Raw genomic sequence first — 23329 nt, forward strand, 5'->3', positions numbered from 1 at the left:
GCGCCACCCGAGCCCGGACGGCTCGGGTGGCGCGGTCCGTCGCGGGCGGTGCGGGTGGCGCGGACGGTTACTTCGGGTCGCGTCTGAAGGAGGCGGTCGACCAGCGGTAGCCGAGTGCCGCGAGCACCAGGCACCAGGCGACGGCGAGCCATCCGTTGTGGCCGATCTCGGTGCCGAGCAGCAGGCCGCGGAGGGTTTCGATGGCAGGGGTGAAGGGCTGGTACTCGGCGATGGGCTGGAACCAGCCGGGCATCGCGTCGATCGGGGTGAAGGCGCTGGAGATGAGCGGCAGCAGGATCAGCGGCATGGCGCTGTTGCTGGCGGCCTCGGCGTTGGGGCTGGCCATGCCCATGCCGACGGCGATCCAGGTAAGTGCCAGGGCGAACAGTGTGAGCAGTCCGAACGCCGCCAGCCACTCCAGGGCGGTGGCGTCGGTGGAGCGGAAACCTATGGCCACGGCGACGGCGCCGACGAGGACGACGCTGGCCACCGATTGCAGGACACTGCCGACGACGTGCCCGATGAGGACGGAGCCGCGGTGGATGGCCATGGTGCGGAAGCGGGCGATGATCCCCTCGGACATGTCGGTGGCGACGGACACGGCGGCGCCGATGACCGTGCTGCCGATGGTCATCAGCAGGATGCCCGGGACGATGTAGGCGATGTAGGCGGAGCGGCCCGAACCGCCGCCGGCCAGCCCCGCGCTCATCGTGTTGCCGAAGATGTAGACGAACAGCAGGAGCAGCATCACCGGGGTGAGCAGGAGGTTCAGGGTGAGCGAGGGATAGCGCCGGGCGTGCAGGAGGTTGCGGCGCAGCATGGTGGCGGAGTCGCGCACGGCGAGGGATACGGCGCTCATCGGGCAGTCTCCTTGGACTTGTCGGTCTGGGTGGGCACGCCGGGCTTGCCGGTGAGGGCGAAGAAGACGTCGTCGAGGTCGGGGGTGTGCACGGTCAGTTCGTCCGCCTCGATGCCGGCGTCGTCCAACCGGTCGAGGATCGCGCGCAGTTCGCGCTGGCTGCCGTCGCTGGGGAGCTGAAGCGCCAGGGCCTCGTCGGCGCGGGTGACGTCCCGCAGGGCGGTGGCGGCCGCCTGGTAGACGGCCGGGTCGGTGAAGCGGAGCCGGACGTGCCCGCCGGGGACGATCCGCTTCAGCTCGTCGGCGCTCCCCTCGGCGGCGATCCTGCCGTTGCTCAGGACGGCTATGCGGTCGGCGAGTTCGTCGGCCTCCTCCAGGTACTGGGTGGTGAGGAGGACGGTGATGCCGTCGGTGACCAGCTCGCGGATGATCTGCCACATGTTGTGGCGGGCCCGCGGGTCCAGGCCGGTGGTCGGCTCGTCGAGGAAGATGATCCGCGGGCTGCCGACCAGGGTCATGGCGATGTCGAGGCGGCGCCTCATGCCGCCGGAGTAGGTGGAGGCGGGCTTTCCGGCCGCCTCCACCAGGTCGAAGCGTTCGAGGAGTTCGGCCGTGACGCGGCGTCCGTCGCGCCGGGACAGGTGGTGCAGGTCGGCCATGAGGAGCATGTTCTCCTCGCCGGTGATCAGTCCGTCGACGGCGGAGAACTGTCCGGTGACGCCGATCGCGGCACGTACGGCCTGCGGATCGGCGGCCAGGTCGTGGCCGCCGACCCGGATCTCCCCGGAGCCGGGGCCGGGGGAGATGAGGGTGGAGAGGATGTTGACGGTGGTGGTCTTGCCGGCGCCGTTCGGGCCGAGCAGGGAGAAGACCGTTCCTTCGGGGACGCTCAGGTCGATGCCGTCGAGGACGGTCTTGTCTCCGTAAGCCTTGCGCAGCCCGTGCGCCGCGATGGCCAAGCCGGTCATGAGTGGGTGCTCCTTCTGGGGCTGCGAATCGGTGGTCGAGAGGCAGCGGCTGCGGGTCGGCCGCTGCGGGTCGGCGGTCGAGGGTCAGAGGCTGCGGGCGGTGATGTCGCCCTGGGAGGTGGTCGCGTGGATGTGGAGCTCGGTGGTGCCGTCGTTCTTGAGGTCGTTGCTGACGCGGCCCTGCGAGGTGCCGGCGTCCAGGGCGGCCGAGACCCCCGAGGCGGCGCCGACCGAGATGTCGCCCTGCTGGGTGCGGAGTTCGACCTTGCCGCGGACGGCCTCGGTGATCCGGATGTCGCCCCGCATGGTGGTGATCCGGGCGGGGCCGCCCAGCCGGCCGACCTCGACGTCGCCGTCGGTCGCGGTGAGGTCGAGGCTCGCGGCCTCGTCGATCTTGATCTGCTGGTAGGCGCCGTCGAAGACGATCTCGCCGAGGCGTCCCACCACCCGGAACTCGGTGGCGGCCGCCTTGGCCTCCACGTGGGAGCCGGCGGGCACTTGGACGGTCGCCTCGATGGCACCGGAAGAGCCGAGGAGCTGGTTCCCCGTCGGGACCTCGATCCGCAGGACTCCGTCGGCGTAGCCGACCGTGGTCTGCTCCGCCGCCTTCACGTCGCGGCTCTTCGAGGCGTTCGCGGGCCGGATCTCGACCGTGGTGTCGGTCCGGTCGGCGGCGATGACCTGGATGCGGCCCGCGGGGATGTCGAACACGGCGGAGATCGGGGCGGGGGTGTCGAAGTTCTGCATTGTTCTCTCCTTGCGAGTCCTTGTTTCTGACATTGGAAAAGCTACGTTGCGTTCATGGGTCTGGCAACAGTGACGTTGCATCAAATCGCTGTTATAGCCGGTAGATGGAGCGATTTTGTTGCAACGGCCCTGAACGTAATGCAACAGCGCTCTCTCATGGTTGTTGCAATGGGTTGAGCGTGAACGCTATGCTGGCGGCATCACGGGAACATGAAGGAGATGGCGATGCCGGGAGGCAGACTCACCCAGAAGGACCGTCAGCAGATCGCGCTGGGGCTGGCCGACAACCTTCCCTACGCGGAGATCGCCCGCCGTCTGGAGCGTCCGACCTCGACGATCACGCGCGAGGTGATGCGCAACGGCGGCCCCACCGGCTACCGCGCGGACCTGGCCCACCGTGCCACCGAACGCCGAACCGCCCGGCGCAGGCCCGCCGCCGCCCAGGGGTCGCGGCAGGCGGCCCTGCCGCACGGACGCGACCCCGTGGCCGTGGCCGAGTACGAGGAGCAGTTCACCACCGTCATGATGCAGTCGGGCCTGACCAAGATGATGGCGCGGGTGATGGTCAGCCTCCTGACCGCCGACACCGGCAGCCTGACCGCGGCCGAACTGGTCCAACGCCTCCAGGTCAGCCCGGCGTCCGTCTCCAAGTCGATCGCCTTCCTGGAGGGTCAGGCCCTCGTCCGCAGGGAGCGCGACGAACGCCGTCGCGAGCGTTACGTCGTCGACGAGGACCTCTGGTACCAGTCGATGATCGCCAGCGTCCGCTCCCTCACCCAGCAGGTCGAGCTCGCGCGGCAGGGCGTGGGCGTCCTCGGCCCTGGCACCCCGGCCGCCGTCCGGCTGGAGAACGTCGCCCGCTTCCTCGACTTCGTCGCCGAGAGTCTCGCCCGCGCCGCGGAACAGGCCCGCGACATCCTCTCCACGAAGGCCGAAGCGACCGCGGACGAGCCGACCGCGGACGAGCCGACCGAGGACGAGCCGACCGAGGACGACACCGGTTCCTGACGCGGCTCGGCGTCACATGTCCTGGCAGGCCCTGGCCTTGAACTCCGCCGTGGGCACGGTCACGGTGGATTCCTCGCCGCTGTCCGAGACGGCTTCGTAGCGGACCTCTCCTGGGGTGAGCCGGTCCCGGTCGGCCAGGGTGAAGGTGACGCTCCTCGACGACGACGTGTTGTCCTCGGTCCAGCCGTAGAGGGTGTACGAGGTCCCGGCGACGAGCGGGGTCAGGGGCTCCGTCGCGGTCCAGCCCGGGGCGGGAGCGTCGAGGGACCAGGTGGTCAGACCGGCGGTGAGGCGGCGGTCGGCGGTCCATTCGCCCACCGTCACCTCTTTGTCGGTGTCGGCGCTGTCCACGTAGAGGGTGGCGCCGTCGAGGTGATACCCGCAGACCATCAGCACGCCGAGGAGACGGCCGTCGGCCGTGACGGAGACACCGGCGACGGCATCGACGGGGAGCCCGCATCCCGATGTCGCGGCGAGGGCCAGACCGACCGTGACGGCACCGGCGAGGCGCCGGAACACCGGCCGTGAGAACACCGACCACATGCTGAACCCCCCTGCTCAGGGGCGCGCAGGGCCCCTGTCCCTGGAGGGTAGGGGCGAGCGGTGTCGGTCGGCGGCCCTGCCGCCCACCCGTTGCGCGCTCGTTGTCGCCTTGTGGCCGCGTGGCCGCCCGGCCGGGTCGGTCCGGCAAGTGCCCGGGCCGGGCAGGCGCCTTCTGCCGACAAGGCCCCGCCACCGGCGCCGTGCGGCTGAGCCCGCCGTGTTCTCGCGGGCAGCGCACGACGCCGGTGGCGGTCGGTCGGTGGGTCACTCCGTGCGCAACGCCGTGGCCGTACGGACCCTGGCCGCCCAGCCCGCCGGAGCCGAGGCGCCCACCAGGGCGACGACCACCCCGGCCAGGCCCAGCAGCACCAGTTGCGGGGTGTCGTACACGTCGAGGACCGAAGGCGGCAGGCGGGTGCCCGCGGACTCTCCCATGACCGGCAGCACATAGCCGTGCAGCGCGAACCCGGCCGGCACGCCGATCAGTCCGCCGACCACACCGATCCCGGCCACCGAGGCGAGCACGAGACCCACGGTCTGCCGCGGGGACATGCCGAGCGCCTTGCACACCCCCAGGTCGTGGACGCGCTCGCGGGTGTCGAGGACGACGGAGTTGAGCACTCCGAGGCCCGCCACGGAGACCAGCATCAAGGTGAGCAGCGCGGCCATCGCCTCCAGCAGGACGATCATGTTCTCGCCCTCCGGGGCGGATTCGGCGAAGGCGTCGCCGCCCAGCGGCTTGACCACCCCGGCGAGCTTCTGCGCGTAATCGGCCGGAGAGACACCCGACTTGACCTCGATATGGAAGGCCTCCGGCTTCGCCTTGGTGAAGCTGTCGAGATCCGCGTGGACCCGCATGCCGTCGTTCGCGGTGTCGAAGGCCTCGCCGACGATCCGCAGGCTCACCGTCTCCTTCTCGAAGGTCACCCGGACGGTGTCGCCGATCCGGTCGCCCGTCCGCTCCAGGAAACCGGTGGGCACCACGACCTGGCCCCGCCCGGAGAGCCAGTGCCCGGCGATCATCTCGTAACTTCCGGAGCGGGAATCACCCTGGTAGAGGGTGGCCCGGACGGTGCCGGGGACCCCGGACACCGTGGCGTCGCCCGTCGCCGTGCCGAAGTACGCGGCGGTGCCGGGCTGCTTCGCGATCGCGGCCCGCACCGCGGCCGGATCGGCCGACGGCTGCTGCTCGTTCGACCCCGAAGCGGCGGGCCCGCGCTCGGCACCGGCCGCGGGCGCCTTCTGCACCCGGCCGGTGCCGGGGCCCGGCCCGGCTGCCCCGGTGACGGCGGTGACATCGGCGCGGTCCTCGGGATCCTGGGCGCTCGCCACCGCGTCGAGGGACTGTGTCAGTCCCACCGCGAACGTCGCGGCCACGGTCCCGAAGGTCACCGCCAGCACCATGGCGATCGCACGCACGGGATGTGCGAAGGGACTCGCGAGGCCGTACGTCACCGGGCGCGGCAGCGGGAGCCGTCCCGCGGCCCGATGCGCCCACTGTCCGCGCGTGGTGCGTGGCGCCCTGCCGACGGCGATGGCCTCGACCGTACGCAGCCTGCCCGCCCGCAGCGCGGGCACCAGCGCCGCGACCGCCACCACGAGCAACGCGCCGGCCGGCACCACGACGTCCACCCACCAGGCCACGGAGAGCGACACGGTGCCGTACACGGACTCGGTGTCGCTCAGCAGCGGCACGGCCAGCAGGTTGCCGAGGACGACCCCGAGCGCGATGCCGGCCGCTGCGGGGATCAACGCCTGGGCCACATAAGCCTGTACGACCTCACGCGGGGTGAATCCGACGGCCTTGAGGATGCCGATCCTGCGCAGACTCGTGCCGACGGCGCCGCTGATCACGCTGCCGACGATGATCACCGACATGACGATGCCGAGCACGCCGAAGGCGAACAGGAAGGGGATCGTCGCCGCCGCGCCCCGATCGGTGGCGTGCTTGGTGTCCAGCCACGACTGGGTGCCGACCAGCGCCCCCGAGGGCAGGGCGGCCGCGAGCTTCTTCCGGTCGGCGGTGATCTGTGCCTTCGTGGCCGCGGAGTCGAAGCGGTAGAGCATCTGGTCCGTGAGGACGCTCTCCCCGGTGGCGAGGGACCTGACCTGAGCGGGGGTCGCCCACATCTCGGCGCTCCCACTTGCCGACAGCGCGAAGCCGACGACGGTCAGCGTCTGCGCGTCCGCGGAGTCGGAACTCTTCAGAGTCTCACCGAGCGGGAGGAACTGGCCGGCGAACGAGGCGGACAGGACGATCTCGCCGGACTTCCGTGCCCACCGGCCCGACTTCAGGTCCAGCGCGTCCACGTCCTTCCCCGGCCCCGACCGTCCCACCAGCGTCAGCGCGGGCAGGTGTCCGCCGTCCGGGCCCACGGGATTGATCGTCGTGGTCGGGAACGGTCCCGCGCTCGCCGTGACCCCCTTCAGGCTTCTGGTGCCGGCCAGTTGGGCCGCGCTCACCCGACGCGGGTCGAACTCCGCGGTGAGGTGGGCCCCGTGCTGCCTCGCGAAGGCATGGTCGAAGGGAGCGTTCGTGGCGACCATCAGGGACCCGGCGACCACGGCCGAGGCCACCGCCATCATCGTGGCCACGGCGATCACCAGTGTCTGGACGCGTCGTCTGCCGACCCCGGAGCGCACGACCCGCCCGAGGGCACCGCTGCCGAACCGGATCATCGGACGGCCTCCGCGTGCGTGTCGACGGCGACGTGACCGTCGACCAGATGGATCGTGCGGGTCGCACACGCCCGGGCCAGCTCCAGATCGTGCGTGACCAGGACGACGGTCTGCCCGCCGCGGTGCAGATCCACGAGCAGTTCCCGTACGTCCTGCCCCGACGCGGTGTCCAGCGCGCCGGTCGGCTCGTCGGCGAGCAGCAGGGCGGGCTTGTTCACCAAGGCCCTTGCCACGGCGACCCGTTGGCGCTCGCCACCGGACAGCCGCCCCGGGTAGGCGCGCGCGTGCTTCTGGATCCCCAGCACCTCCATCAGCTCTCCGGCACGGGACGCCGCCGCCCGCCGGGCGGTCCCGGTCAGCTGGGCGGGAAGCCGGATGTTGTCGGCCACGGTGAGGTCGTCGAGCAGATTGAAGAACTGGAAGACCATGCCGATCCGCTCGCGGCGGAACCGGGCCAGCGCGTGCTCGCTCAGCCGGTCGATGCGCTGTCCGGCCACGGTCACCGTGCCCTCGCTCGGCCGGTCGAGACCGGCGATGAGATTGAGCAGCGTGGACTTGCCGCTGCCGGACGGGCCCGTCACGGCCAGGGCCTCGCCCTGGGCCACGCCGAGATCGACCGGTCCGAGCGCCGGGGCGTCGGCGCCGTCGTACCGCTTCGCCACGCCCTCCAGTTCGATCACGTGAGTCATGGGTGTGTCCGTCCTTCGTGGTCGGGGAGCCGATGCCCTGTGCGGGCCCGGTGAACGTACGGGCGGGCGCCGCGGCGGCGCGTCGGCCGTGGCACCGACATACGGCCCTCCCCGCGGAGGATCCGGCAGCGGGGTCATCCTCGAGGAGTACGCCTGGCGGACAGATGGGCTGGTCACGCAGGTGGACGTCGACCCGTGCCGCGGGACCGCACAATGTGCGGATGGAGAAGGAGGACCCGTACGGGCGGCCGCGCGACACGTCGTGGGCGGGCACATGGCGAGAGAGGGCCGGCGACGTACTGCGGCCGGCGACGTGGTGGGCGCATGTCCGCGACGCGATGCGGCCGGAGGGCGAGCCCGCCCCGCTGTCCCGGCGGGCGGTGCTCCTGGACGTGGCGCTGGCCCTCGTGCTGACCGTCGTCGCGCTGGTCGTGGCGACGCGCTATCCCGGCGACGGGCCGGTACGGATCAGCTCCAGGGCCGTCGTCGAGGGCCGGGCGGTGCTTCCGTCCCCACCGGCCGTGCCCGGGCCCGGCTACCGGCCCGAGGCCGGGTACGTGTCGGAGCCCACGGCGCCGCCCTGGGGCCTGGTCGTGCTCTCGGCGCTGCCGCTCGTTGCCAGGCGCAGGTTTCCGCTGCTCGCGTTCGGTGTGATCGCCGCCGCCGCGCTGGCCCTGGGTGACGCCGTCTCCTGGATCAACGTGCTGACGTGCAGCATCGCGGCGTACGGAGCCGTCGCGCACAGCCGGTACCGAACCCGGGCCCTGGCCGCGCTGATCGCCGCCGCCGTGCTGGCGGGTGTCGCGTTCCGGGACACGGACCCCATCCTCCCCGGCTGGTCCAGCCCCGCCGTCGTACTCCTGGTCGTCGGCGTGCTGGCCAGTCTCGTGCGCCTCGGACGGCTGCGGCTGGAGGCCAGCCGGAAACGCTTCACCGACCTCCAGCAGGCCCAGGAGAAGGCCACGCGCAGGGCCGTCGAGGAGGAACGCGCCCGAATAGCCGCCGAACTCCACGACGTCGTCACCCACAATGTGAGCGTGATGGTCATTCAGGCGGGCGCGGCGCGCAAGGTGATGGACGCGGCCCCCGAGCGGTCCAAGCAGGCACTGCTGGCGGTGGAGGCCGGCGGCCGCGCCGCCATGGCCGAACTCCGCCATGTGATGGGCCTGCTCGCGGGACCGGCCGCGGGCGCCGACACCCCCGCCGACGGCCTGGAGCCGCAGCCCGGCCTCGGCCAGCTCGACGCCCTCGCCGACCGGGTGCGGGCCGCCGGGACACCGGTGGACCTGACGGTGTCGTTGCCACCCGGGCCGCTGCCGCCGGGAGTGGAGCTCACGGCGTACCGCGTCGTCCAGGAGGCGCTCACCAACACGATCAAGCACGCGGCGGGCGCCGACGCGACGGTGACGATCGGCTTCGCCGGTTCCTGGCTGGAGATCGAGGTCACCGACACGGGAGCGGTACGGGACTCGCCGCCGGTGGACGGCAACGGCCGGGGCCTGATCGGGCTGCGCGAGCGACTCGCGCTCTACGGCGGCGAGCTCAGCGCCGGACCGACGCCCGGCGGCGGATACCGGGTCGCGGCCCGCATCCCGTGGGAGGCGTCGTGAGCGGGCCCGCCCTGCGCGCGGTCATCGCGGACGACCAGGCCCTGGTGCGCACCGGCTTCGGGATGATCCTCGCCGCCGACGGCATCGAGGTGACGGCCGAGGCGGCGGACGGGGCCGAGGCGGTCGAGGCCGTCCGGCGCACCCGGCCCGACGTCGTCCTCATGGACATCCGGATGCCGCGGATGGACGGCATCGAGGCCACCCGGCGCATCCTCGGCGACGGCTCCGACGGCACCGACGGCACCCGGGTCATCATCCTCACGACGTACGACCTCGACCACTACGTGTACGCGGCGCTCACCGCCGGGGCGAGCGGCTTCCTGCTCAAGGACGTCACCCCCGAACACCTCGTGGCGGCCGTGCGCCTGGTGCGCTCCGGTGACGCGCTGCTCGCGCCCACGATCACCCGCAGGCTGATCGAGCGGTTCGCGCACCAGGAGGAGTCCCCGCGGACCGCCCTGCACCGCGACCTGTCCGGGCTCACCCCGCGCGAACTGGAGGTGCTCCGCCTGCTGGCGACCGGCCTCAGCAACGCCGAACTCGCGGACCGCCTCTTCCTCAGCCCGACCACGGTCAAGACGCATGTCGGCCGCATCCTGTCGAAGCTCGACCTGCGGGACCGCGTCCAGGCCGTCGTACTCGCCTACGAGAGCGGCCTGATCTCCCCGCAGGGCCCGTCCGGCACGGGGTGACCCGGACCCCGGGGCCCCTACCGGCGCGTCAGGACGGTGAACTCGTTGCCGTCGGGATCGAGCAGCAGGACGCGGCCGGTGTGGTCGCCGCCGTGGTCCTCGCCGGCGGGTGTACGCGTCGCGCCGAGCGAGACCAGGCGGTCGAGCTCGGCCTCCGGGTCGGCGTCGGCGGGCAGCGCCAGTTCGAGGTACAGCCTGTTCGTGCCCGTCTTCGGGGCCACCGGGGGACCGCCCCAGGTGATCTTCGTACCGCCGCTCGGTGACTGGATCGCGGTCTCCTCGTCCTGGTCCCAGACCAGCGGCCAGCCCAGCGCCGCGCTCCAGAAGTAACCGACCTCCCGCGTACCGTCGCAGGCGAGCGCTCCGATGAAGCCGGTGTCGGCGAGGAACTTGTTGCCCGCCCCGATGACGCAGAACTCGTTGCCGTCCGGATCGGCGAGCACCACGTGGTCCTCTTCCGGGAGCTGGCCCACGTCGGTGTGCTCGCCGCCGAGTTCCAGGACCCTGGCCACCGTCTGCCGCTGCTCCTCCGGAGTGGCGCTCGTGAGGTCGAAGTGCGCCCGGTTCCGGCCGGTCCTGGGTTCCTGGCTCGGCAGGAAACGTATGCGGAATCCGGTGGTGTCGGGCGGCAGGATCGCGACGTCGCCGTCCGGACCGTCGGCGGGCTTCCAGCCCAGGACTCCGGACCAGAACCGGGCCAGGTCCGATGGATGGGTCGCGTTGAAACAGATCGCGAACAGTTGACTCGTCATACCTGGTACATCTCCGATCCGCTGACGGTGGCTCCGGCGCCGATAGCCGTCAGAGCGGGTTGAGGCGGGCTTTGAGCAGGCAGAACTCATTGCCTTCGGGGTCGGTCAGGACATGCCACGACTCCTGCCCCGTCTGGCCGATGTCGGCCGGGCGCGCACCGAGCTTCAGCAGACGTGCCAGCTCGGCGTCCTGATCGCGGTCGGTGGCGTTGACGTCGATGTGCAGCCGGGACTTCCCCGGCTCCGGCTCGTCCCTGCGGCTGAGGATGATCGTCGGCTGCGGACCACCGAACCCTTCGCGCGGCCCGATCTCCAGCGTGCCGTCGTCCTCGCGGCCGAGCACGACGAAGTCCAGGACCTCGCACCAGAACCGCGCCAGCACCTCGGGTTCGCGGCAACCGAGCACGAGCTCACTGATCCGACACGCCATGGAAGAAACCCACTCTCGGCCCGAGTTCTGCCGGAGGTCGTACGTGAACCTCGCCGGCACCAGCAGCGCTGGCAGCCCCGCGAGCCTAGCGAAGGGGTCGAGCACGGGCGAAGTGATTTTCGGCGGCTGCCACCCTTTCCGGGCAGCGGGGACAGACCAGTTGGTCAGGGTTCATCGCCGCAGGCCCGAGGGGCACTCACGTCCTGCGGTGGTGCCGTAGGGCACCGGTACCGGGAACTCCGTGGTGCTCGGCAGGGCTGCCACGACGTGCGGCCGTGAGCCAGTATCCGAACGTGCGTGGAGTCTCCCGCGGGGAGCGGGGGCTCTTCCGGTCCGGTCGGGCTCACCTCCGGATTCTCATGCCCTCGGGTGAGACGAGACCCTTGTCGGGGTGGACGCGGAAGGCCGCCGTCCAGGCGGTCGGCGGACACGAGACGCCGTTGGGGTTCCACCGCGTCAGTCTGGCCCGGGTGCTGTCCTCGACGACCGTGTCACCGCTCATCGCGGAGGTCACGGTGAGCCGCACCGGCAGGGCGGACGCGCCGACATCGTCGGGGAGCCGCACGAACAGCGAGGCGAACGGGTCGTCGGGACCGCCCGAGGTCCGCTCCTTGCACGTGCTGTTCACGCACAGCCTGATCCGCGCCGCGTCCTGGCCGCCGAAGTCGGCGGGCACCCACACCGCGGAGACCCCCGACTCCGCGCCCACGAGGGTGCACGATGTGTTCCGGCCGAGGAACGAGCAGCCGGTCAGGGCCACGGCCAGCAGCGGTATGACGAGGGTTCGGCGCATGGCGGCAGACACTACCTCGCCCCTCGATTCCCGGCCGCAGGTCAGCGCCTTGTGACGTGCTCCGTCCGCCTCCCCGAGGACTACGCGGACCGGGCGAGCGCCCGGAACGCCGCCCACTGGACGCGGGGGCGCGGCAGATCGCGCGGCGCCAGATACCGGGCAGTGGCCCGCTTCGTACCGCGGATCACCCGCGGCGCGTCCCCGGGGCGCCCGGAGCCCATCGGCTCCACCACCGACGTGGGCACCAGCAGCCGGCCGTCGTCGGTCTCCCGCGGTCGGCCGCGGACCAGGGCGTTGCGCATGTGCCGGGCGATGTGATTCGCCTCCCGCCGCCAGGCCGGCAGCCGGTCGCTCACGACGGCGGGGCCGCGGTCGATGTCCTGATGCTGCTGCTCCATGCGGCCGACCAGTTCGGCGTCCGGGGCGCGTTCGCGCAGCAGCGGCCAGATCAGTTCGTCCTCGCCGGCTCGGCGACGGCTTGGCGCCGCCCGGCCCGGTGCTGCGCCCGCGGTGCGCCACCCGCCGGCGCTTCCGCGTATGTGTGGCAGCTTGACTCTGCGGTGAATGATCTTGGCCTGTTCATGACTCGAACTTGAGTTCTCTTTGTGAGGACCTGTCACCCTGCTTTGTCCTGGCTTGGAACAATCCTCGGACGGATGACGGGGAGTCGGGGTCTCCACTGACCGCTCCCGACGTCCTCACCCACACCCGCCCCGTCATCAGGAGCTTCCTCTCATGGCCATGAACGCCCGTCGCACCGGACAACTGCTGGAGACCTCGGCCCCCTTGCTGTTCCCGGGCGAGCAGGTCGAACTCACCAGCCTGGCCTCCGTCGGCACGGTCTCGGTGCGCAAGCAGGCACTCACCGCGATCGTGGTCGGGGTGCTCACCCTGGGCATGGTGATGGCCACCGTCCGCCCGCGTGCGGTCTATGTCGTCCTGACGGACCAGCGGATCCTGTTCTTCGACGCCAACCGGGGCGGCAGACCGGGCAAACTGCTGATGAACATGGCCCGCGCGTACGTCACCGCGACCGCGGCGGAGACCACCTTCCTCGGTCTGAAGGTGGCCACCCGGCTGACCGTCCATGGCCAGGAGGGCGCGCTCAAGGTCGAATTCCCGGTCCAGACCCGCGCCGACGGCCACCTGTTCGCCGGGGCCCTGCCGGTCACGCACTGAACCCCGCTTCGAGGTCACTGCCGCAACCGTTCCGCGGCCGCTGTCGCAGGGGCCGCTCGGCTCGCCCCCGGCCCGACGGAGACACCGCCGCCTCCCGTGGGGATACTGGGGCATGGGATTCCTCGTCTTCATGACCCTGCCGGGGCTGGTCATGCTGCTGACCGCGCTGGCCTTCGTCGATCAGCTGCTGCTGCGCGCGGGCCGGGCCGGGCTGCTGCCCTGGCGCAATGGAGGACGACAGGGCCAGATCTCGGCGACCGGGTTCGAGCAGCTGCACGCGAGTCTCTCGCCGGGCAAGCAGACCGAGCTCAAGGAGCGGCAGTCGGCGCTGCTGCTGCGCGACGACGAAGAGGACGGGGCACCGCCGAACCGGACGACGGTGGATCTGGACGGGGGAACCGCGATCGTCCGGATGCCGCAGGGCCGCCTGACCTGACCTGACCCGACCCGGGCGGGAGATCAGGAACAGGCCTGGGCCACGAGGGCGGGGAGCGCCTGGCCCAGCGGGAGATCGACGCGCTGGGCGGCCCATCGGTCCCCGCGGGTCGGGCCCTGGTTGACGATGAGGACGGGGATCCCGGACCGGTCGGCCTGACGTACGAAGCGCAGCCCGGACATGACGGTCAGGGAGGAGCCGAGCACCAGGAGGGTCGCGGCCCGCGCGACAAGACGCCCGCACGCCTCGACCCGCTCGGGCGGCACGTTCTCGCCGAAGAAGACGACATCGGGTTTGAGCACCCCGGTGCCGCAGGCCGCACACGCCACCACCCGGAACGCGCGGACCGCCTCCTCCGGCAGTTCCACGTCGCCGTCCGGATTGACGCGCGCGGCACGATGGTCCTCGGCGGCCTCCTCGAACCCCGGATTCGCCTCCCGCAGCCGGTGGTCCAGCTCCGTGCGAGCGCTGAGGTGACCGCAGTCCAGACAGACCACGCGGCTCAGGCTTCCGTGCAGCTCGACGATGTCGGCCGCCCCGGCCGACCGGTGCAGTCCGTCGACATTCTGTGTGATCACACCGGTGACCAGACCTGCCTCGCCCAGCGCGGTGACGGCCCGATGGCCGGCGTTCGGGCGGGCTCTCGTCATGGCCCGCCAGCCCAGCTGACCGCGCGCCCAGTAGCGGCGGCGCGCGGGTTCACCGCCGACGAATTCCTGGTACGTCATCGGAGTGTGCCGACGCAGTGAGCCGTGCTCCCCGCGGTAGTCGGGGATGCCGGAGTCGGTGGACAGCCCCGCCCCGCTCAGCACCGTGATCCCGCCCGCGCGTACGGCCTCGACGACACCGCTGAGGTCGGTCGAGGCCGGAGGCAGGCCGCCGGTGGGCTCCCAGGCCAGAGTGGGTCGCGTCCGCATGACTGCCAGGATACGTATCCGCTGCCGGGCGTCTCGGTCTCGTCGCCACACGGCTCTGCCCGCAGGACGGGCCCGCACGGCACAGGCGGCCCGACGTTTCGGCCGCCCCCGCACACCGGCTGGGACGGCCGCGACGGGCGATGCTCCGGCCGTGCCGGGCATCGCTCACAGGTCCGGGCCGAGCGCCGCGACGATGCGCCGGAATCGTGCGGTCATCTCGTCGGCCGTCTGCTCGGGGTGATGCCGCCACCAGGCGACGGCGGCGCTCACCGTCCCGTACCAGAGGTGCGTGACGAGGTCGGCGTCGAGGGGTTCGGTGGCCGGGGAGGCGCGCAGGAACTCCGCCACTCCCACCGCTCCCATCCGGTTGAGTTCTCTCCGGTACGCGGCCGCGGCCGTGTGCAGCGGGCCGTCCACCGGGAGGGTCCCGTCGTAGACGAGTTCCCAGTCGTGCAGGCACGACGCGAGGGCGTGGAAGACCGCCTCCAGGGTGCGCACGGCGCGCGTGAGGTCGGACGGTCCTTCCTGGGCGGACGAGACGGCCGCGACGAGGCGGGTGCCCGCCTGTTCGAGGCAGGCCAGATAGAGGCCGTCCTTGGACCCGAAGTACTCGTAGATCATGGGCTTGGTGATCCCGGCCCGAGCCGCCATGCGCGCGGTCGACCCGAGCGCGTAGCCCCTCGTGCCGAACTCCTCGGCGGCCGCGTCCAAGATCAGCCGCTCCCGGTCCCTGCGGGGCATCCCCTTGGTGCCCACGCCGCGCGTGGCCTTCTCCTGCTTGCTCATGTCCCCACCCTATGCCAAAGTGACCGTCCGGTAATTTACCCGGCGTTCAGATACCTGGAGGGGCGATGAGCGGCAAGACTCGATCATGGTGGGGCTGGGGCAACGTCGAGGACGCGGTGACCGGCCCGGAGCGGGCGGTACTCACCCGGCGCACCGCCGAACTGCTGCCGGACGCGGACCTGACCGTCCACGAGGCTCCGCCGGTCGAGTCGTTCGGCGTGGCCCCGAGTCGGGTGACGGCTCCGCCCGCGCTGGCCCGGCTCGCGTCGTACGACCCGCGCGACCGGCTGGCGCACAGCCATGGCCAGGCGTTCCGTGACGTCGTGCGCGCACTGCTCGGGAATCTGCCCCACGTGCCGGATGCCGTCCTGCGTCCCACGTCGGAGGCCGAGGTGGTGCACACGCTGGAGTGGTGCGACGGCGCGGGCATCGCGGTCGTCCCGTTCGGCGGCGGCACCTCCGTCGTGGGCGGCGTCGAGGTCCGTACGGGTGCGGAGTACGCCGGAGTGGTGAGTCTGGATCTCGGCTCGATGGACCGGGTCCTGGAGGTCGACACCACCAGCAGGGCCGCGCTCGTCCAGGCCGGAGTGCTCGGCCCTCGGCTGGAGGAGCAGCTCCGGCCGCACGGCTGCACCCTGCGCTTCTTCCCCCAGTCCTTCGAGTTCTCCACTCTCGGCGGGTGGCTGGCCACTCGGGCGGGCGGTCACTTCGCGACCCGCCTCACGCACATCGACGACCTCACCGAGTCCCTGCGCGTGGTCACCCCCGCCGGTGTGGTCGAGAGCCGCCGCCTGCCGGGTTCGGGTGCCGGACCCTCGCCCGACCGGCTGTTCCTCGGTTCCGAGGGAACGCTCGGTGTCATCACCCAGGCGTGGGTACGCCTTCAGGACCGGCCGCGTTGGCGGGCGGGAGCCTCGGTGGCGTTCCAGGACTACGAGGCGGGCGTCCGGGCCGTACGAGCGCTGGCCCAGTCCGGACTCGACCCGGCCAACTGCCGGCTGCTGGACCCGATGGAGGCACTGATCAACGCGGGCAGCCCGACGGCCGTGCTCGTGCTCGGCTTCGAGTCCGCCGACCACCCCGTCACCGCTCCCCTGGAGCGGGCCCTGGAGCTCTGCCGCGACCATGGCGGCAGCCTGCCGGAGACCCCGCGTTCCACCGATTCCGCGGCCGCGGCCGCGCGTACGGCGGCCGCCGACACCTGGCGTTCCGCCTTCCTGCGGATGCCGTACCAGCGGGACGCCCTCGCCGCTCAGGGCATGATCGTGGAGACGTTCGAGACCGCCTGCACCTGGGACCGCTTCGCGGGGCTGCGCGCGGCCGTCGACACGGCGGCCCGGGACGCCCTGCGTCAGGTGGGCGCCACGGGCGTGCTGACCTGCCGGTTCACCCATGTCTACCCCGACGGCCCCGCCCCGTACTTCGGGATCTACGCGGCCGGCGCGTGGGGCAGGACCGTGGAGCAGTGGGACGAGATCAAGCAGGCGGTCTCCGAGGCGCTGGTGGCGCAGGGCGCCACCATCACCCATCACCACGCGGTGGGCCGGGATCACCGGCCGTGGTACGACCGGCAGCGCCCCGACCTCTTCGCCGCCGCCCTGCGGGCGGGCAAGGCCGTGCTGGACCCGTCCGCGATCCTCAATCCCGGCGTCGTGATCGACCCTCTGCGCTGACACGACGATGACGGGCGGGCACGGCCCCGGTGGCGGCCTCGGCTACCAGCCGACGGCGACCAGCAGCCACTGCGGACTGCCGTGGGAGATGAACGAGGACTGGCCCGCCACGTCGTCATAGGGGAAGCCGTAGGCGAGGTGGTTGATGGCGTTGTCGTGCCAGAACCTGGCGTAGTAGTTCGCGGGCGCCGCCTTGTAGTACTGGGCCGGGTCGCCCTGCTGGGCGGCCGGCAGGGTCGCCACATGCCGGTTGAGGGCGGCGCACATGGTGGGGTTGTTCGCCAGCGCCGCCGCGCAGCCGAAGATGTCGGAGGTGGCGGCGTTCACGCCCACGGACTGGGCGTAGGCGGTGAAGTAGTTCGCGTTGGCGCCACCCGCCCGGAAGCTCGGGTCGCTGCCAGGCGCGATGATCCGATACGGCGCCTGGCTCTGCGCCAGCACCTTGAACTGGTCGGGCACGGCGGCCGTGAACCGCTGGAAGGTGGTGGCGCGGTCCTCGGCGAAGGTCTGCCGGTTCTCGCCGACCTCGACGTCGTAGCCGTCCTTGGTGTGCAGGCGCATGGCCAGTTTGAGACCGAAGGCGTCGACCCGGGTGGTGTTGCCGTTGAAGACGTTGTCGCCGACGGTGAACTCGATGAAGTCGTAGTACGGACCGTTCGGCGAGCCGAGGTAGAAGTACATGCGGCCCGCTGAGTTGGCCGGCATGTCGAGGTAGGGCTGCTCGGCGATGGAGTGGACCTGTCCGTTGAAGCTCCAGTACACCTGGCTGTCGGGGTACTTGCCGTTGGTGCGGTTGAGGATCTTCACCTCGACGGCGTTGTGCGCGGCCGGTATGTCGCTGGTGGTGCCCCAGAAGGCGTCGGGCGGGGTGGTGCTGCCGGGCCCGTACACCTGGAACTCCCACAGGGAGTATCCGTAGGGGGTGGCTCGTGCGGTACCGAGGACGCGCACGTATCTGGCACTGCCTGTGACGTCGATGTTCTGGGTGCCACCGGTGCCGGTCGTCGTGGAGTACGCGGTGGCCCAGGTGCTCGCGTCGGTGGAGGTCTGGATCTGGAAGGCCGTGGCGTAGGCGGCCTCCCAGTTCAGGGTGACGCGGGTGAGCTGCTGGACGGATCCGAGATCGACCCGCAGCCACTGCGGGTCGGAGAAGGCCGAGGACCACCGGGTGCCGGTGTCGCCGTCGACCGCGGCCCCGGCCGGGAAGGAGCCGTTCTCGACCGAGGACGCCGTGGCGGGCCGCCCCTGGGAGAGCAGCTGGTCGGCGGCGTGCGCGGGTGACGGGGTCAGGACGGCGACGCAGGCGGCGAGCAGGACGACCACCAGAGCGAGAGCGGTACGGGCCCGTGCGGCCAGGTCCGGCGGTCTGTGCGGGAGGGCGCTGGTCAGGAACTGCATGCGAATTCTCCTCATGCCGGGTCGGCGTGTGTGGGGGCGGAGCAACAGCAGACGGAGAGCGCTCTCTCGGGTTGTATCCCCGCATGTTCCGGGCGTCAACAACTGAAGCCAAAGTAAGGGAAGTTCGGCTGTCGGGTGCGGCGGAGGGCCGAATGTCGCCGCCTGCGCCGGGTCCGGCGCGTGGCGCCTTCGGGCCCCGACGACTTCAACTTCCCTTGTGGGGGCGTGCGTTCAAGACTTGTCGCCGTCCCGCCCGCGGCGGTTTCCCGCCACCTCGGGAACCCTGACTGGTCTACACCCTTGACTGGTACAGACCAAAGCGGTTGAGTGTGGCCCCACACCCCCCACCACAGCCGCCCGGACTCTGCGACGTCGGCCTTCCCTCGGCGTACGCGCACGGCTCAGCCCTGCCTCCGGTGCGGCCTCGGCTCCGCAAAGGACTGATCCTGTGTCACACCGCCGCGCCGCGTCCCTCCTGGCCGCGATCCTGATCGGCGCCTCGGCGCCGACGCTGCTGCCGGCCACGAGCGCTTCCGCCGCATCCTGTTCGAGCTACCCGGACTGGGTGGCGGGCAGGTCGTACGTCACCGGCAACATCGTCCGGTACACCGACGGCAAGGCCTACATCGCCGAGCACGACAACCCGGGTTACGACCCCGTCATCAGCACCTGGTACTGGGAGCCCTACGGCTGCGACAGCGGCTCGGGCAACCCCTCCGGCGGATCCTGTTCGAGCTACCCGGACTGGGTGGCGGGCAGGTCGTACGTCACCGGCAACATCGTCCGGTACACCGACGGCAAGGCCTACATCGCCGAGCACGACAACCCGGGCTACGACCCCACGATCAGCACCTGGTTCTGGGACCCCTACACCTGCGACGGCGGCGGCTCGACCAACCCCTCCGACGGATTCGTCGTGAGCGAGGCGCAGTTCAACCAGATGTTCCCGAGCCGGAACTCCTTCTACACCTACAACGGCCTCAAGGCCGCCCTGAGTTCGTTCCCCGCCTTCGCCAACACCGGCAGCGACACCGTCCGGAAGCAGGAGGCCGCCGCGTTCCTCGCCAACGTCAACCACGAGACCGGCGGCCTGGTCTACGTGGTGGAGCAGAACACCGCGAACTACTCGCACTACTGCGACTGGAGCCAGCCCTACGGCTGCCCGGCCGGCCAGTCGGCCTACTACGGGCGCGGCCCGATCCAGCTCAGCTGGAACTTCAACTACAAGGCCGCGGGTGACGCGCTCGGCATCGACCTGCTCGGCAACCCGAACCTCGTCCAGACCGACTCGGCGGTGGCCTGGAAGACCGGCCTCTGGTACTGGAACACCCAGTCGGGCCCCGGCACCATGACCCCGCACAACGCGATGGTCAACAGCGCGGGCTTCGGGCAGACCATCCGCAGCATCAACGGCTCGCTGGAGTGCGACGGCCGCAACCCCGCGCAGGTGCAGAGCCGGGTGGACGCCTACCAGCGCTTCACCTCGATCCTGGGTGTCACGCCCGGAGCCAACCTCTCCTGCTGACCGGCCCGGTGCCGCTCCCGGACAGGCCTGTCACGGCCTCGCCCGGGAGCGGCGCCGCCCCGGCCACTCCTCGCGCGCGGCGCACAGGGCGTGGTCCACGAGGTCGGTGACCTCGCGAATCGGCAGCTCGCCGTCCGACAGCCCCTCGAAGAACGTGTTGGTGTCGTCCGCCGCAGTCTCTCCCCGGGGCGGACCGGGCCGCCCGACGCCGCGTCGGCGCGGGAATCGCGGGGCGGTTCCGCGTACCGCGGCGGAACCCGGCGAAGCGCTGCCCATAGGCTGAACCCCATGTCAGTGATCCGACTCCTGGTGCTCGGCGCGGTCCGTCAACACGGGCGGGCGCACGGGTACCAGGTGCGCAACGACCTGGAGTACTGGGGCGCGCACGAATGGTCCAACGCCCAGCCCGGGTCGATCTACCACGCGCTGAAGCAGATGGCGAAGCAAGGCCTTCTGCACGCGCACGAGGTCGCGCCGTCCACCGCGGGCGGCCCGCCGCGCACCGAGTACGAGATCACCGACAAGGGCGCCGAGGAGTACTTCCGCCTGCTCCGCGAATCCCTCACCGCCTACGACCAGAAACCCGACGTCCTGTCCGCCGGACTCGGCTTCATGGTCGACCTGAGCCGTGCGGAGGTGCTTGCGCTCCTTCGGGAGCGGGTCACGGCCATCGAGACCTGGCGTGAGACCGTCACGACCTCCTACACGCCCGGCGGCGACCCCGGACAGTTCGGCCACATCGGCGAGCTCATGAACCTGTGGGTGCACAGCGCCGACTCCGGCGCCGAGTGGACCCGCGGGCTCATCGACCGCATCCAGGGCGGCGCCTACGTCTTCGCCGGTGAGGGTGAGCCGTTCGTCGGCGTCCTCGGCGAGGGCGAGGAGAACCCGTACGCGACCGGGGTCCGGCACCCCCGGGACGATCACTAATCAAGTTTGACTAGAGATGCGATCCGAGTTACCTTCGGCCGCCTTCGAGTAGTCAAGTTTGATTAGTGGGGAGCCCTGGTGGCCGAAACGGCGATCGTCATCGAAGGACTGCGCAAGCGATACGGCGGTCGCCGAACCGGCGCCGCGAAGAACGCCCTCGACGGACTCGACCTGACGGTTGCGCGCGCCTCGGTGCACGCGCTGCTGGGTCCGAACGGGGCGGGCAAGACCACCCTGGTGCGCATCCTGTCCACCCTGCTGCGCCCCGACGCGGGCCGGGTCGAAGTGGCCGGTCACGACGTCGTCACCGAGCCCGGTGCCGTTCGGCGCGACATCGGCCTGCTCGGCCAGCACGCGGCCCTCGACGAGGACCTCGGCGGCCGGCAGAACCTGGAGATGTTCGGCCGGCTGCATCACCTCGGCGCGCGCCGGGCCAGGGCGCGCGCCGACGAACTCCTGGCGCGCTTCGAACTCGCCCAGGCGGGCCACAAGCCGGTCAAGGCTTACAGCGGCGGTATGCGTCGCCGCCTGGACCTCGCCGCGTCCCTGATCACCGAGCCGGAAGTGCTCTTCCTGGACGAGCCCACCACCGGCCTCGACCCCCGCGGTCGCGCCGAGGTGTGGGGCGCCGTCCGGTGCCTGGTCGGCGGCGGTACCACGGTCCTGCTGACCACCCAGTACCTGGAGGAGGCCGATCAGCTCGCCGACCGCGTCTCGGTCGTCGACGCCGGCCGGGTCGTCGCCGACGGCACCGCCGACGAGCTGAAGGCGGCGACCGGCGGCGACCGCATCGACGTGGTGCTCCGCGACGCGAGCCGACTGGACGCCGCCGTCGCCCGGCTGCCCCTGTCCGGAGTGAGCGTCGACCCCCACCGGCGGCTGCTCAGCGCTCCGGTCACCGACCGGATGGCGGCTCTCTCCGCCGTCGTGGCGGCCCTTGGGGAAGCGGGCATCGAGGCGGAGGACATCACCGTGCGCCGACCCACGCTCGACGAGGTGTTCCTCCACCTCACCGACACCGCGCAGCACCTGAAGGAAGAGGCCACGGCATGACCGCCTACGTACTCGGCGACTCCTGGACGATGACCCGCCGCGAGCTGGCCCGCTGGGCCCGGCAGCCGGCCACCGTCGTCGTCGACGTGGCCTTCCCCGTGATGCTGCTGCTGATGTTCGGCTACCTCGTCGGCGGTGGGCGGGGCGTGGAAGGCGCGTACGTCGACTACCTGGTCCCCGGAATGCTCGCGCTCACCATGGCCTTCGGCCTGGAAGGCACGATGATCGCCGTCACCCAGGACCTGAACAAGGGCGTCATCGACCGCTTCCGGTCGTTGCCGATGGCCGACGGAGCGGTCCTGGTCGGCCGTTCGGCCGCCGACATGCTCCAGTCGGCACTCAGCCTGATGTTGCTGGGCGGCGTCGGCTACGCCCTCGGCTGGCGGCCCCACGGCGGCCCGCAAGGCCTCCTCGCCGCGGCCGCCCTGCTGCTCCTGTTCCGGTTCGCGATGCTCTGGATCGGCATCCACCTGGCCCTGGTGGCCGGCAAGCCCGAGATGGTGCAGGCGGTGCAGATCCTCGTCTGGCCGGTCGGTTTCCTGTCCAACGCCTTCGCCGGCCCGGACTCCATGCCCGACTGGCTCGGCATCTTCGTCCAGTGGAACCCGCTGTCCCAGACCACGACGGCGGTGCGCGACCTGTCCGGCGGACCGGGCGGCGAGTCCGGACACGTATGGGCGGCCGTCCTGTGGCCGCTGGCGCTGCTCGCGGTGTTCCTCCCCCTGGCCGTGACCCGCTTCGCCCGCCCGCGCGACTGACGCGGCTCCAGAACGCGTCCGGGGTGTCCATGTTCTCCCGACGGCTCAGCCCCGTCTCCGCTCCTCCTCGTGGCAGACGCTCCTGCGCAGCCGGTCGCGCCGACCGGCGTCGAGCACCGCCGGTGCGGGAGGCCGCGGCAGCCGGGCGCAGTGTTCACGGAAGGGGTCGCGGCGGCCGGGCCGGAATCTGAGCACGAACCAGGCCGTGGGTATGCACATCACTCCAGGCGGTCCTTGCGGCGGCTGGACCGGCCGGGCACCTCGGCGTCCCGGCCGCGCAGACAGGCCGTCCGGACCCGGCTCAGGTCGGGGTCGTCGACAAGTCTGCGCAGGGGCGCGCTGCCGCCGTACCGGTCGAGGGCGTCCAGGAGAGCGGCGGGGAGCGAGTGCTCCGGCCGGGGGCGGTCCTCGATCGGAGCACCGGTGACGGTGACGAACCCGTCGCGGTCGACGTGTGCCGTGCCGGACGTGTTCAGCGCGGCGGCCGCGGCCTCGTCGACGTCCTCCGGGCGGCCCGCCGTGGCCACGGCGGGCTACGGGTCGATGCCCAGCGAGGCGAGACGTGCCGCCGTCCTGCGGTCGCCGAAGGCACGCAGGGACCACGCGATGCCCAGCGCCACGTGGACGACCACGGCGATCGCCGACGCCGGTCCCGCCAAGGTGAGTCGGGTCATGAAGCCGATCGTGGCACCGGGATCCGGCAGTGGCCGGTCCTTCACCCCGCCATTCGATTTCCGGTCATGCCGAGAACGCCGGACCGTTCATGGGTTCGAGATATTCCCCCCTCGGTCGCAGTTCCCCGGGATAAAGTTCTGGCGCCGAATCACGACAGGGGGAACTCCGTGACATCGAACGACTCGAAGCCGAATTCCTCGCACCAGGAGACAACCGGACGGATTTCACG

The 23329-nt window shown here is 71.4% G+C and carries 27 protein-coding genes; 10 read left to right on the forward strand and 17 right to left on the reverse strand.

What is annotated here, in order from left to right; translation table 11 throughout:
* Positions 1 to 67: 67 nt before the first annotated feature.
* The 3 genes from FNH09_RS06785 to FNH09_RS06795 form a co-directional block, all read right to left on the reverse strand.
* Positions 68 to 859 (reverse strand): ABC transporter permease, encoded by a 792-nt coding sequence (locus FNH09_RS06785; RefSeq protein WP_152885847.1) that lies wholly within the window; start codon positions 857 to 859, stop codon positions 68 to 70.
* The gene (locus tag FNH09_RS06790; protein WP_152885848.1) at positions 856 to 1827 is read right to left on the reverse strand and encodes an ATP-binding cassette domain-containing protein; all 972 of its coding nucleotides are present in this window, start codon (positions 1825 to 1827) and stop codon (positions 856 to 858) included. The genes FNH09_RS06785 and FNH09_RS06790 overlap by 4 nt, the downstream gene beginning before the upstream one ends.
* Positions 1828 to 1911: 84 nt before the next feature.
* Positions 1912 to 2574, reverse strand: coding sequence for a DUF4097 family beta strand repeat-containing protein (locus tag FNH09_RS06795; protein WP_152885849.1), 663 nt, complete (start codon positions 2572 to 2574; stop codon positions 1912 to 1914).
* 225 nt (positions 2575 to 2799) lie between these two features.
* Between FNH09_RS06795 and FNH09_RS06800 the strand changes: the two genes are divergently transcribed.
* Positions 2800 to 3582 (forward strand): helix-turn-helix domain-containing protein, encoded by a 783-nt coding sequence (locus FNH09_RS06800; RefSeq protein WP_152885850.1) that lies wholly within the window; start codon positions 2800 to 2802, stop codon positions 3580 to 3582.
* Positions 3583 to 3594: 12 nt separating this feature from the next.
* On the opposite strand, the gene FNH09_RS06805 is transcribed toward FNH09_RS06800, so the two are convergent.
* From FNH09_RS06805 to FNH09_RS06815, 3 genes are all read right to left on the reverse strand, one after another.
* The gene (locus FNH09_RS06805; RefSeq protein ID WP_338017492.1) at positions 3595 to 4116 is read right to left on the reverse strand and encodes a hypothetical protein; all 522 of its coding nucleotides are present in this window, start codon (positions 4114 to 4116) and stop codon (positions 3595 to 3597) included.
* Positions 4117 to 4389: 273 nt separating this feature from the next.
* Complete coding sequence (locus tag FNH09_RS06810) at positions 4390 to 6804, reverse strand: ABC transporter permease (protein WP_152885851.1); 2415 nt, start codon at positions 6802 to 6804, stop codon at positions 4390 to 4392.
* A complete protein-coding gene (locus FNH09_RS06815) occupies positions 6801 to 7493 on the reverse strand; it encodes an ABC transporter ATP-binding protein (protein WP_152885852.1) in 693 nt (230 codons plus the stop codon). The genes FNH09_RS06810 and FNH09_RS06815 overlap by 4 nt, the downstream gene beginning before the upstream one ends.
* A gap of 221 nt (positions 7494 to 7714) precedes the next feature.
* Between FNH09_RS06815 and FNH09_RS06820 the strand changes: the two genes are divergently transcribed.
* Positions 7715 to 9103: a sensor histidine kinase gene (locus FNH09_RS06820; RefSeq protein ID WP_152885853.1), complete on the forward strand. Its 1389-nt coding sequence runs from the start codon at positions 7715 to 7717 to the stop codon at positions 9101 to 9103.
* Positions 9100 to 9795, forward strand: a complete 696-nt coding sequence (locus FNH09_RS06825) for a response regulator (RefSeq protein ID WP_338017493.1) — start codon at positions 9100 to 9102, stop codon at positions 9793 to 9795. The genes FNH09_RS06820 and FNH09_RS06825 overlap by 4 nt, the downstream gene beginning before the upstream one ends.
* A gap of 17 nt (positions 9796 to 9812) precedes the next feature.
* Here FNH09_RS06825 and FNH09_RS06830 read toward each other — a convergent pair whose 3' ends face one another.
* From FNH09_RS06830 to FNH09_RS06845, 4 genes are all read right to left on the reverse strand, one after another.
* Positions 9813 to 10547 carry a VOC family protein gene (locus tag FNH09_RS06830; protein WP_152885854.1) on the reverse strand — a complete coding sequence of 245 codons (735 nt, stop codon included), beginning with the start codon at positions 10545 to 10547 and terminating at the stop codon, positions 9813 to 9815.
* Between the two features lie 49 nt (positions 10548 to 10596).
* Complete coding sequence (locus FNH09_RS06835) at positions 10597 to 10977, reverse strand: VOC family protein (protein ID WP_152885890.1); 381 nt, start codon at positions 10975 to 10977, stop codon at positions 10597 to 10599.
* A 343-nt stretch (positions 10978 to 11320) separates the two neighbouring features.
* Positions 11321 to 11770 (reverse strand): hypothetical protein, encoded by a 450-nt coding sequence (locus FNH09_RS06840; RefSeq protein ID WP_152885855.1) that lies wholly within the window; start codon positions 11768 to 11770, stop codon positions 11321 to 11323.
* An 80-nt stretch (positions 11771 to 11850) separates the two neighbouring features.
* Positions 11851 to 12168 (reverse strand): hypothetical protein, encoded by a 318-nt coding sequence (locus FNH09_RS06845; RefSeq protein WP_152885856.1) that lies wholly within the window; start codon positions 12166 to 12168, stop codon positions 11851 to 11853.
* Between the two features lie 337 nt (positions 12169 to 12505).
* Here FNH09_RS06845 and FNH09_RS06850 point away from each other — a divergent pair, with 337 nt between their 5' ends.
* Positions 12506 to 12949 carry a hypothetical protein gene (locus FNH09_RS06850; RefSeq protein WP_152885857.1) on the forward strand — a complete coding sequence of 148 codons (444 nt, stop codon included), beginning with the start codon at positions 12506 to 12508 and terminating at the stop codon, positions 12947 to 12949.
* 112 nt (positions 12950 to 13061) lie between these two features.
* Positions 13062 to 13385: a DUF6191 domain-containing protein gene (locus FNH09_RS06855; RefSeq protein WP_152885858.1), complete on the forward strand. Its 324-nt coding sequence runs from the start codon at positions 13062 to 13064 to the stop codon at positions 13383 to 13385.
* A gap of 23 nt (positions 13386 to 13408) precedes the next feature.
* On the opposite strand, the gene FNH09_RS06860 is transcribed toward FNH09_RS06855, so the two are convergent.
* On the reverse strand, positions 13409 to 14302 hold the full coding sequence (locus FNH09_RS06860) for an NAD-dependent protein deacetylase (RefSeq protein WP_152885859.1): 894 nt from the start codon (positions 14300 to 14302) through the stop codon (positions 13409 to 13411).
* Between the two features lie 165 nt (positions 14303 to 14467).
* Positions 14468 to 15088, reverse strand: a complete 621-nt coding sequence (locus FNH09_RS06865) for a TetR/AcrR family transcriptional regulator (RefSeq protein ID WP_238426494.1) — start codon at positions 15086 to 15088, stop codon at positions 14468 to 14470.
* A gap of 65 nt (positions 15089 to 15153) precedes the next feature.
* Here FNH09_RS06865 and FNH09_RS06870 point away from each other — a divergent pair, with 65 nt between their 5' ends.
* Positions 15154 to 16761: an FAD-binding oxidoreductase gene (locus tag FNH09_RS06870; protein WP_152885860.1), complete on the forward strand. Its 1608-nt coding sequence runs from the start codon at positions 15154 to 15156 to the stop codon at positions 16759 to 16761.
* 42 nt (positions 16762 to 16803) lie between these two features.
* On the opposite strand, the gene FNH09_RS06875 is transcribed toward FNH09_RS06870, so the two are convergent.
* Entirely contained in the window at positions 16804 to 18159 is a 1356-nt protein-coding gene (locus FNH09_RS06875) for a beta-1,3-glucanase family protein (protein ID WP_152885861.1), read from the reverse strand.
* Between the two features lie 448 nt (positions 18160 to 18607).
* On the opposite strand from FNH09_RS06875, the gene FNH09_RS06880 reads away from it, so the two are divergent.
* Positions 18608 to 19684, forward strand: a complete 1077-nt coding sequence (locus FNH09_RS06880; protein ID WP_162468208.1) for a glycoside hydrolase family 19 protein — start codon at positions 18608 to 18610, stop codon at positions 19682 to 19684.
* Positions 19685 to 19714: 30 nt separating this feature from the next.
* On the opposite strand, the gene FNH09_RS06885 is transcribed toward FNH09_RS06880, so the two are convergent.
* Entirely contained in the window at positions 19715 to 19960 is a 246-nt protein-coding gene (locus FNH09_RS06885; protein WP_152885862.1) for a hypothetical protein, read from the reverse strand.
* A gap of 12 nt (positions 19961 to 19972) precedes the next feature.
* Here FNH09_RS06885 and FNH09_RS06890 point away from each other — a divergent pair, with 12 nt between their 5' ends.
* The 3 genes from FNH09_RS06890 to FNH09_RS06900 all read left to right on the forward strand — a co-directional run bounded on the left by FNH09_RS06890 (position 19973) and on the right by FNH09_RS06900 (position 22425).
* Positions 19973 to 20614 (forward strand): PadR family transcriptional regulator, encoded by a 642-nt coding sequence (locus FNH09_RS06890; RefSeq protein ID WP_152885863.1) that lies wholly within the window; start codon positions 19973 to 19975, stop codon positions 20612 to 20614.
* A gap of 78 nt (positions 20615 to 20692) precedes the next feature.
* The gene (locus tag FNH09_RS06895; RefSeq protein WP_162468209.1) at positions 20693 to 21667 is read left to right on the forward strand and encodes an ATP-binding cassette domain-containing protein; all 975 of its coding nucleotides are present in this window, start codon (positions 20693 to 20695) and stop codon (positions 21665 to 21667) included.
* Positions 21664 to 22425, forward strand: a complete 762-nt coding sequence (locus FNH09_RS06900; RefSeq protein WP_152885865.1) for an ABC transporter permease — start codon at positions 21664 to 21666, stop codon at positions 22423 to 22425. Before FNH09_RS06895 ends, FNH09_RS06900 begins: the two co-directional genes overlap by 4 nt.
* 45 nt (positions 22426 to 22470) lie before the next feature.
* Here the strand turns inward: FNH09_RS06900 and FNH09_RS46615 are convergent, their stop codons facing one another.
* Genes FNH09_RS46615 through FNH09_RS46620 form a run of 3 tightly spaced genes read right to left on the reverse strand, consistent with a single transcriptional unit; the run spans position 22471 to position 23099 of the window.
* Positions 22471 to 22644, reverse strand: coding sequence for a hypothetical protein (locus tag FNH09_RS46615; protein ID WP_156110802.1), 174 nt, complete (start codon positions 22642 to 22644; stop codon positions 22471 to 22473).
* On the reverse strand, positions 22644 to 22952 hold the full coding sequence (locus FNH09_RS06905) for a hypothetical protein (protein WP_152885866.1): 309 nt from the start codon (positions 22950 to 22952) through the stop codon (positions 22644 to 22646). The genes FNH09_RS46615 and FNH09_RS06905 overlap by 1 nt, the downstream gene beginning before the upstream one ends.
* Positions 22953 to 22958: 6 nt before the next feature.
* A complete protein-coding gene (locus tag FNH09_RS46620; RefSeq protein ID WP_156110803.1) occupies positions 22959 to 23099 on the reverse strand; it encodes a hypothetical protein in 141 nt (46 codons plus the stop codon).
* Between the last annotated feature and the right edge of the window lie 230 nt (positions 23100 to 23329).

Origin of the sequence: Streptomyces adustus, assembly GCF_009377175.1 — a bacterium.
Taxonomy (GTDB): domain Bacteria; phylum Actinomycetota; class Actinomycetes; order Streptomycetales; family Streptomycetaceae; genus Streptomyces; species Streptomyces adustus.

Excerpts from the sequence above, each read along its gene's own strand:
- FNH09_RS06785 (WP_152885847.1), bottom strand. The coding sequence starts at position 859 with ATGAGCGCCGTATCCCTCGCCGTGCGCGACTCCGCCACCATGCTGCGC.
- FNH09_RS06790 (WP_152885848.1), bottom strand. The coding sequence starts at position 1,827 with ATGACCGGCTTGGCCATCGCGGCGCACGGGCTGCGCAAGGCTTACGGA.
- FNH09_RS06795 (WP_152885849.1), bottom strand. The coding sequence starts at position 2,574 with ATGCAGAACTTCGACACCCCCGCCCCGATCTCCGCCGTGTTCGACATC.
- FNH09_RS06800 (WP_152885850.1), top strand. The coding sequence starts at position 2,800 with ATGCCGGGAGGCAGACTCACCCAGAAGGACCGTCAGCAGATCGCGCTG.
- FNH09_RS06810 (WP_152885851.1), bottom strand. The coding sequence starts at position 6,804 with ATGATCCGGTTCGGCAGCGGTGCCCTCGGGCGGGTCGTGCGCTCCGGG.
- FNH09_RS06815 (WP_152885852.1), bottom strand. The coding sequence starts at position 7,493 with ATGACTCACGTGATCGAACTGGAGGGCGTGGCGAAGCGGTACGACGGC.
- FNH09_RS06820 (WP_152885853.1), top strand. The coding sequence starts at position 7,715 with ATGGAGAAGGAGGACCCGTACGGGCGGCCGCGCGACACGTCGTGGGCG.
- FNH09_RS06830 (WP_152885854.1), bottom strand. The coding sequence starts at position 10,547 with ATGACGAGTCAACTGTTCGCGATCTGTTTCAACGCGACCCATCCATCG.
- FNH09_RS06835 (WP_152885890.1), bottom strand. The coding sequence starts at position 10,977 with ATGGCGTGTCGGATCAGTGAGCTCGTGCTCGGTTGCCGCGAACCCGAG.
- FNH09_RS06840 (WP_152885855.1), bottom strand. The coding sequence starts at position 11,770 with ATGCGCCGAACCCTCGTCATACCGCTGCTGGCCGTGGCCCTGACCGGC.
- FNH09_RS06845 (WP_152885856.1), bottom strand. The coding sequence starts at position 12,168 with ATGGAGCAGCAGCATCAGGACATCGACCGCGGCCCCGCCGTCGTGAGC.
- FNH09_RS06850 (WP_152885857.1), top strand. The coding sequence starts at position 12,506 with ATGGCCATGAACGCCCGTCGCACCGGACAACTGCTGGAGACCTCGGCC.
- FNH09_RS06855 (WP_152885858.1), top strand. The coding sequence starts at position 13,062 with ATGGGATTCCTCGTCTTCATGACCCTGCCGGGGCTGGTCATGCTGCTG.
- FNH09_RS06860 (WP_152885859.1), bottom strand. The coding sequence starts at position 14,302 with ATGCGGACGCGACCCACTCTGGCCTGGGAGCCCACCGGCGGCCTGCCT.
- FNH09_RS06865 (WP_238426494.1), bottom strand. The coding sequence starts at position 15,088 with ATGAGCAAGCAGGAGAAGGCCACGCGCGGCGTGGGCACCAAGGGGATG.
- FNH09_RS06870 (WP_152885860.1), top strand. The coding sequence starts at position 15,154 with ATGAGCGGCAAGACTCGATCATGGTGGGGCTGGGGCAACGTCGAGGAC.
- FNH09_RS06875 (WP_152885861.1), bottom strand. The coding sequence starts at position 18,159 with ATGCAGTTCCTGACCAGCGCCCTCCCGCACAGACCGCCGGACCTGGCC.
- FNH09_RS06885 (WP_152885862.1), bottom strand. The coding sequence starts at position 19,960 with ATGGGCAGCGCTTCGCCGGGTTCCGCCGCGGTACGCGGAACCGCCCCG.
- FNH09_RS06890 (WP_152885863.1), top strand. The coding sequence starts at position 19,973 with ATGTCAGTGATCCGACTCCTGGTGCTCGGCGCGGTCCGTCAACACGGG.
- FNH09_RS06900 (WP_152885865.1), top strand. The coding sequence starts at position 21,664 with ATGACCGCCTACGTACTCGGCGACTCCTGGACGATGACCCGCCGCGAG.
- FNH09_RS46615 (WP_156110802.1), bottom strand. The coding sequence starts at position 22,644 with ATGTGCATACCCACGGCCTGGTTCGTGCTCAGATTCCGGCCCGGCCGC.
- FNH09_RS46620 (WP_156110803.1), bottom strand. The coding sequence starts at position 23,099 with ATGACCCGACTCACCTTGGCGGGACCGGCGTCGGCGATCGCCGTGGTC.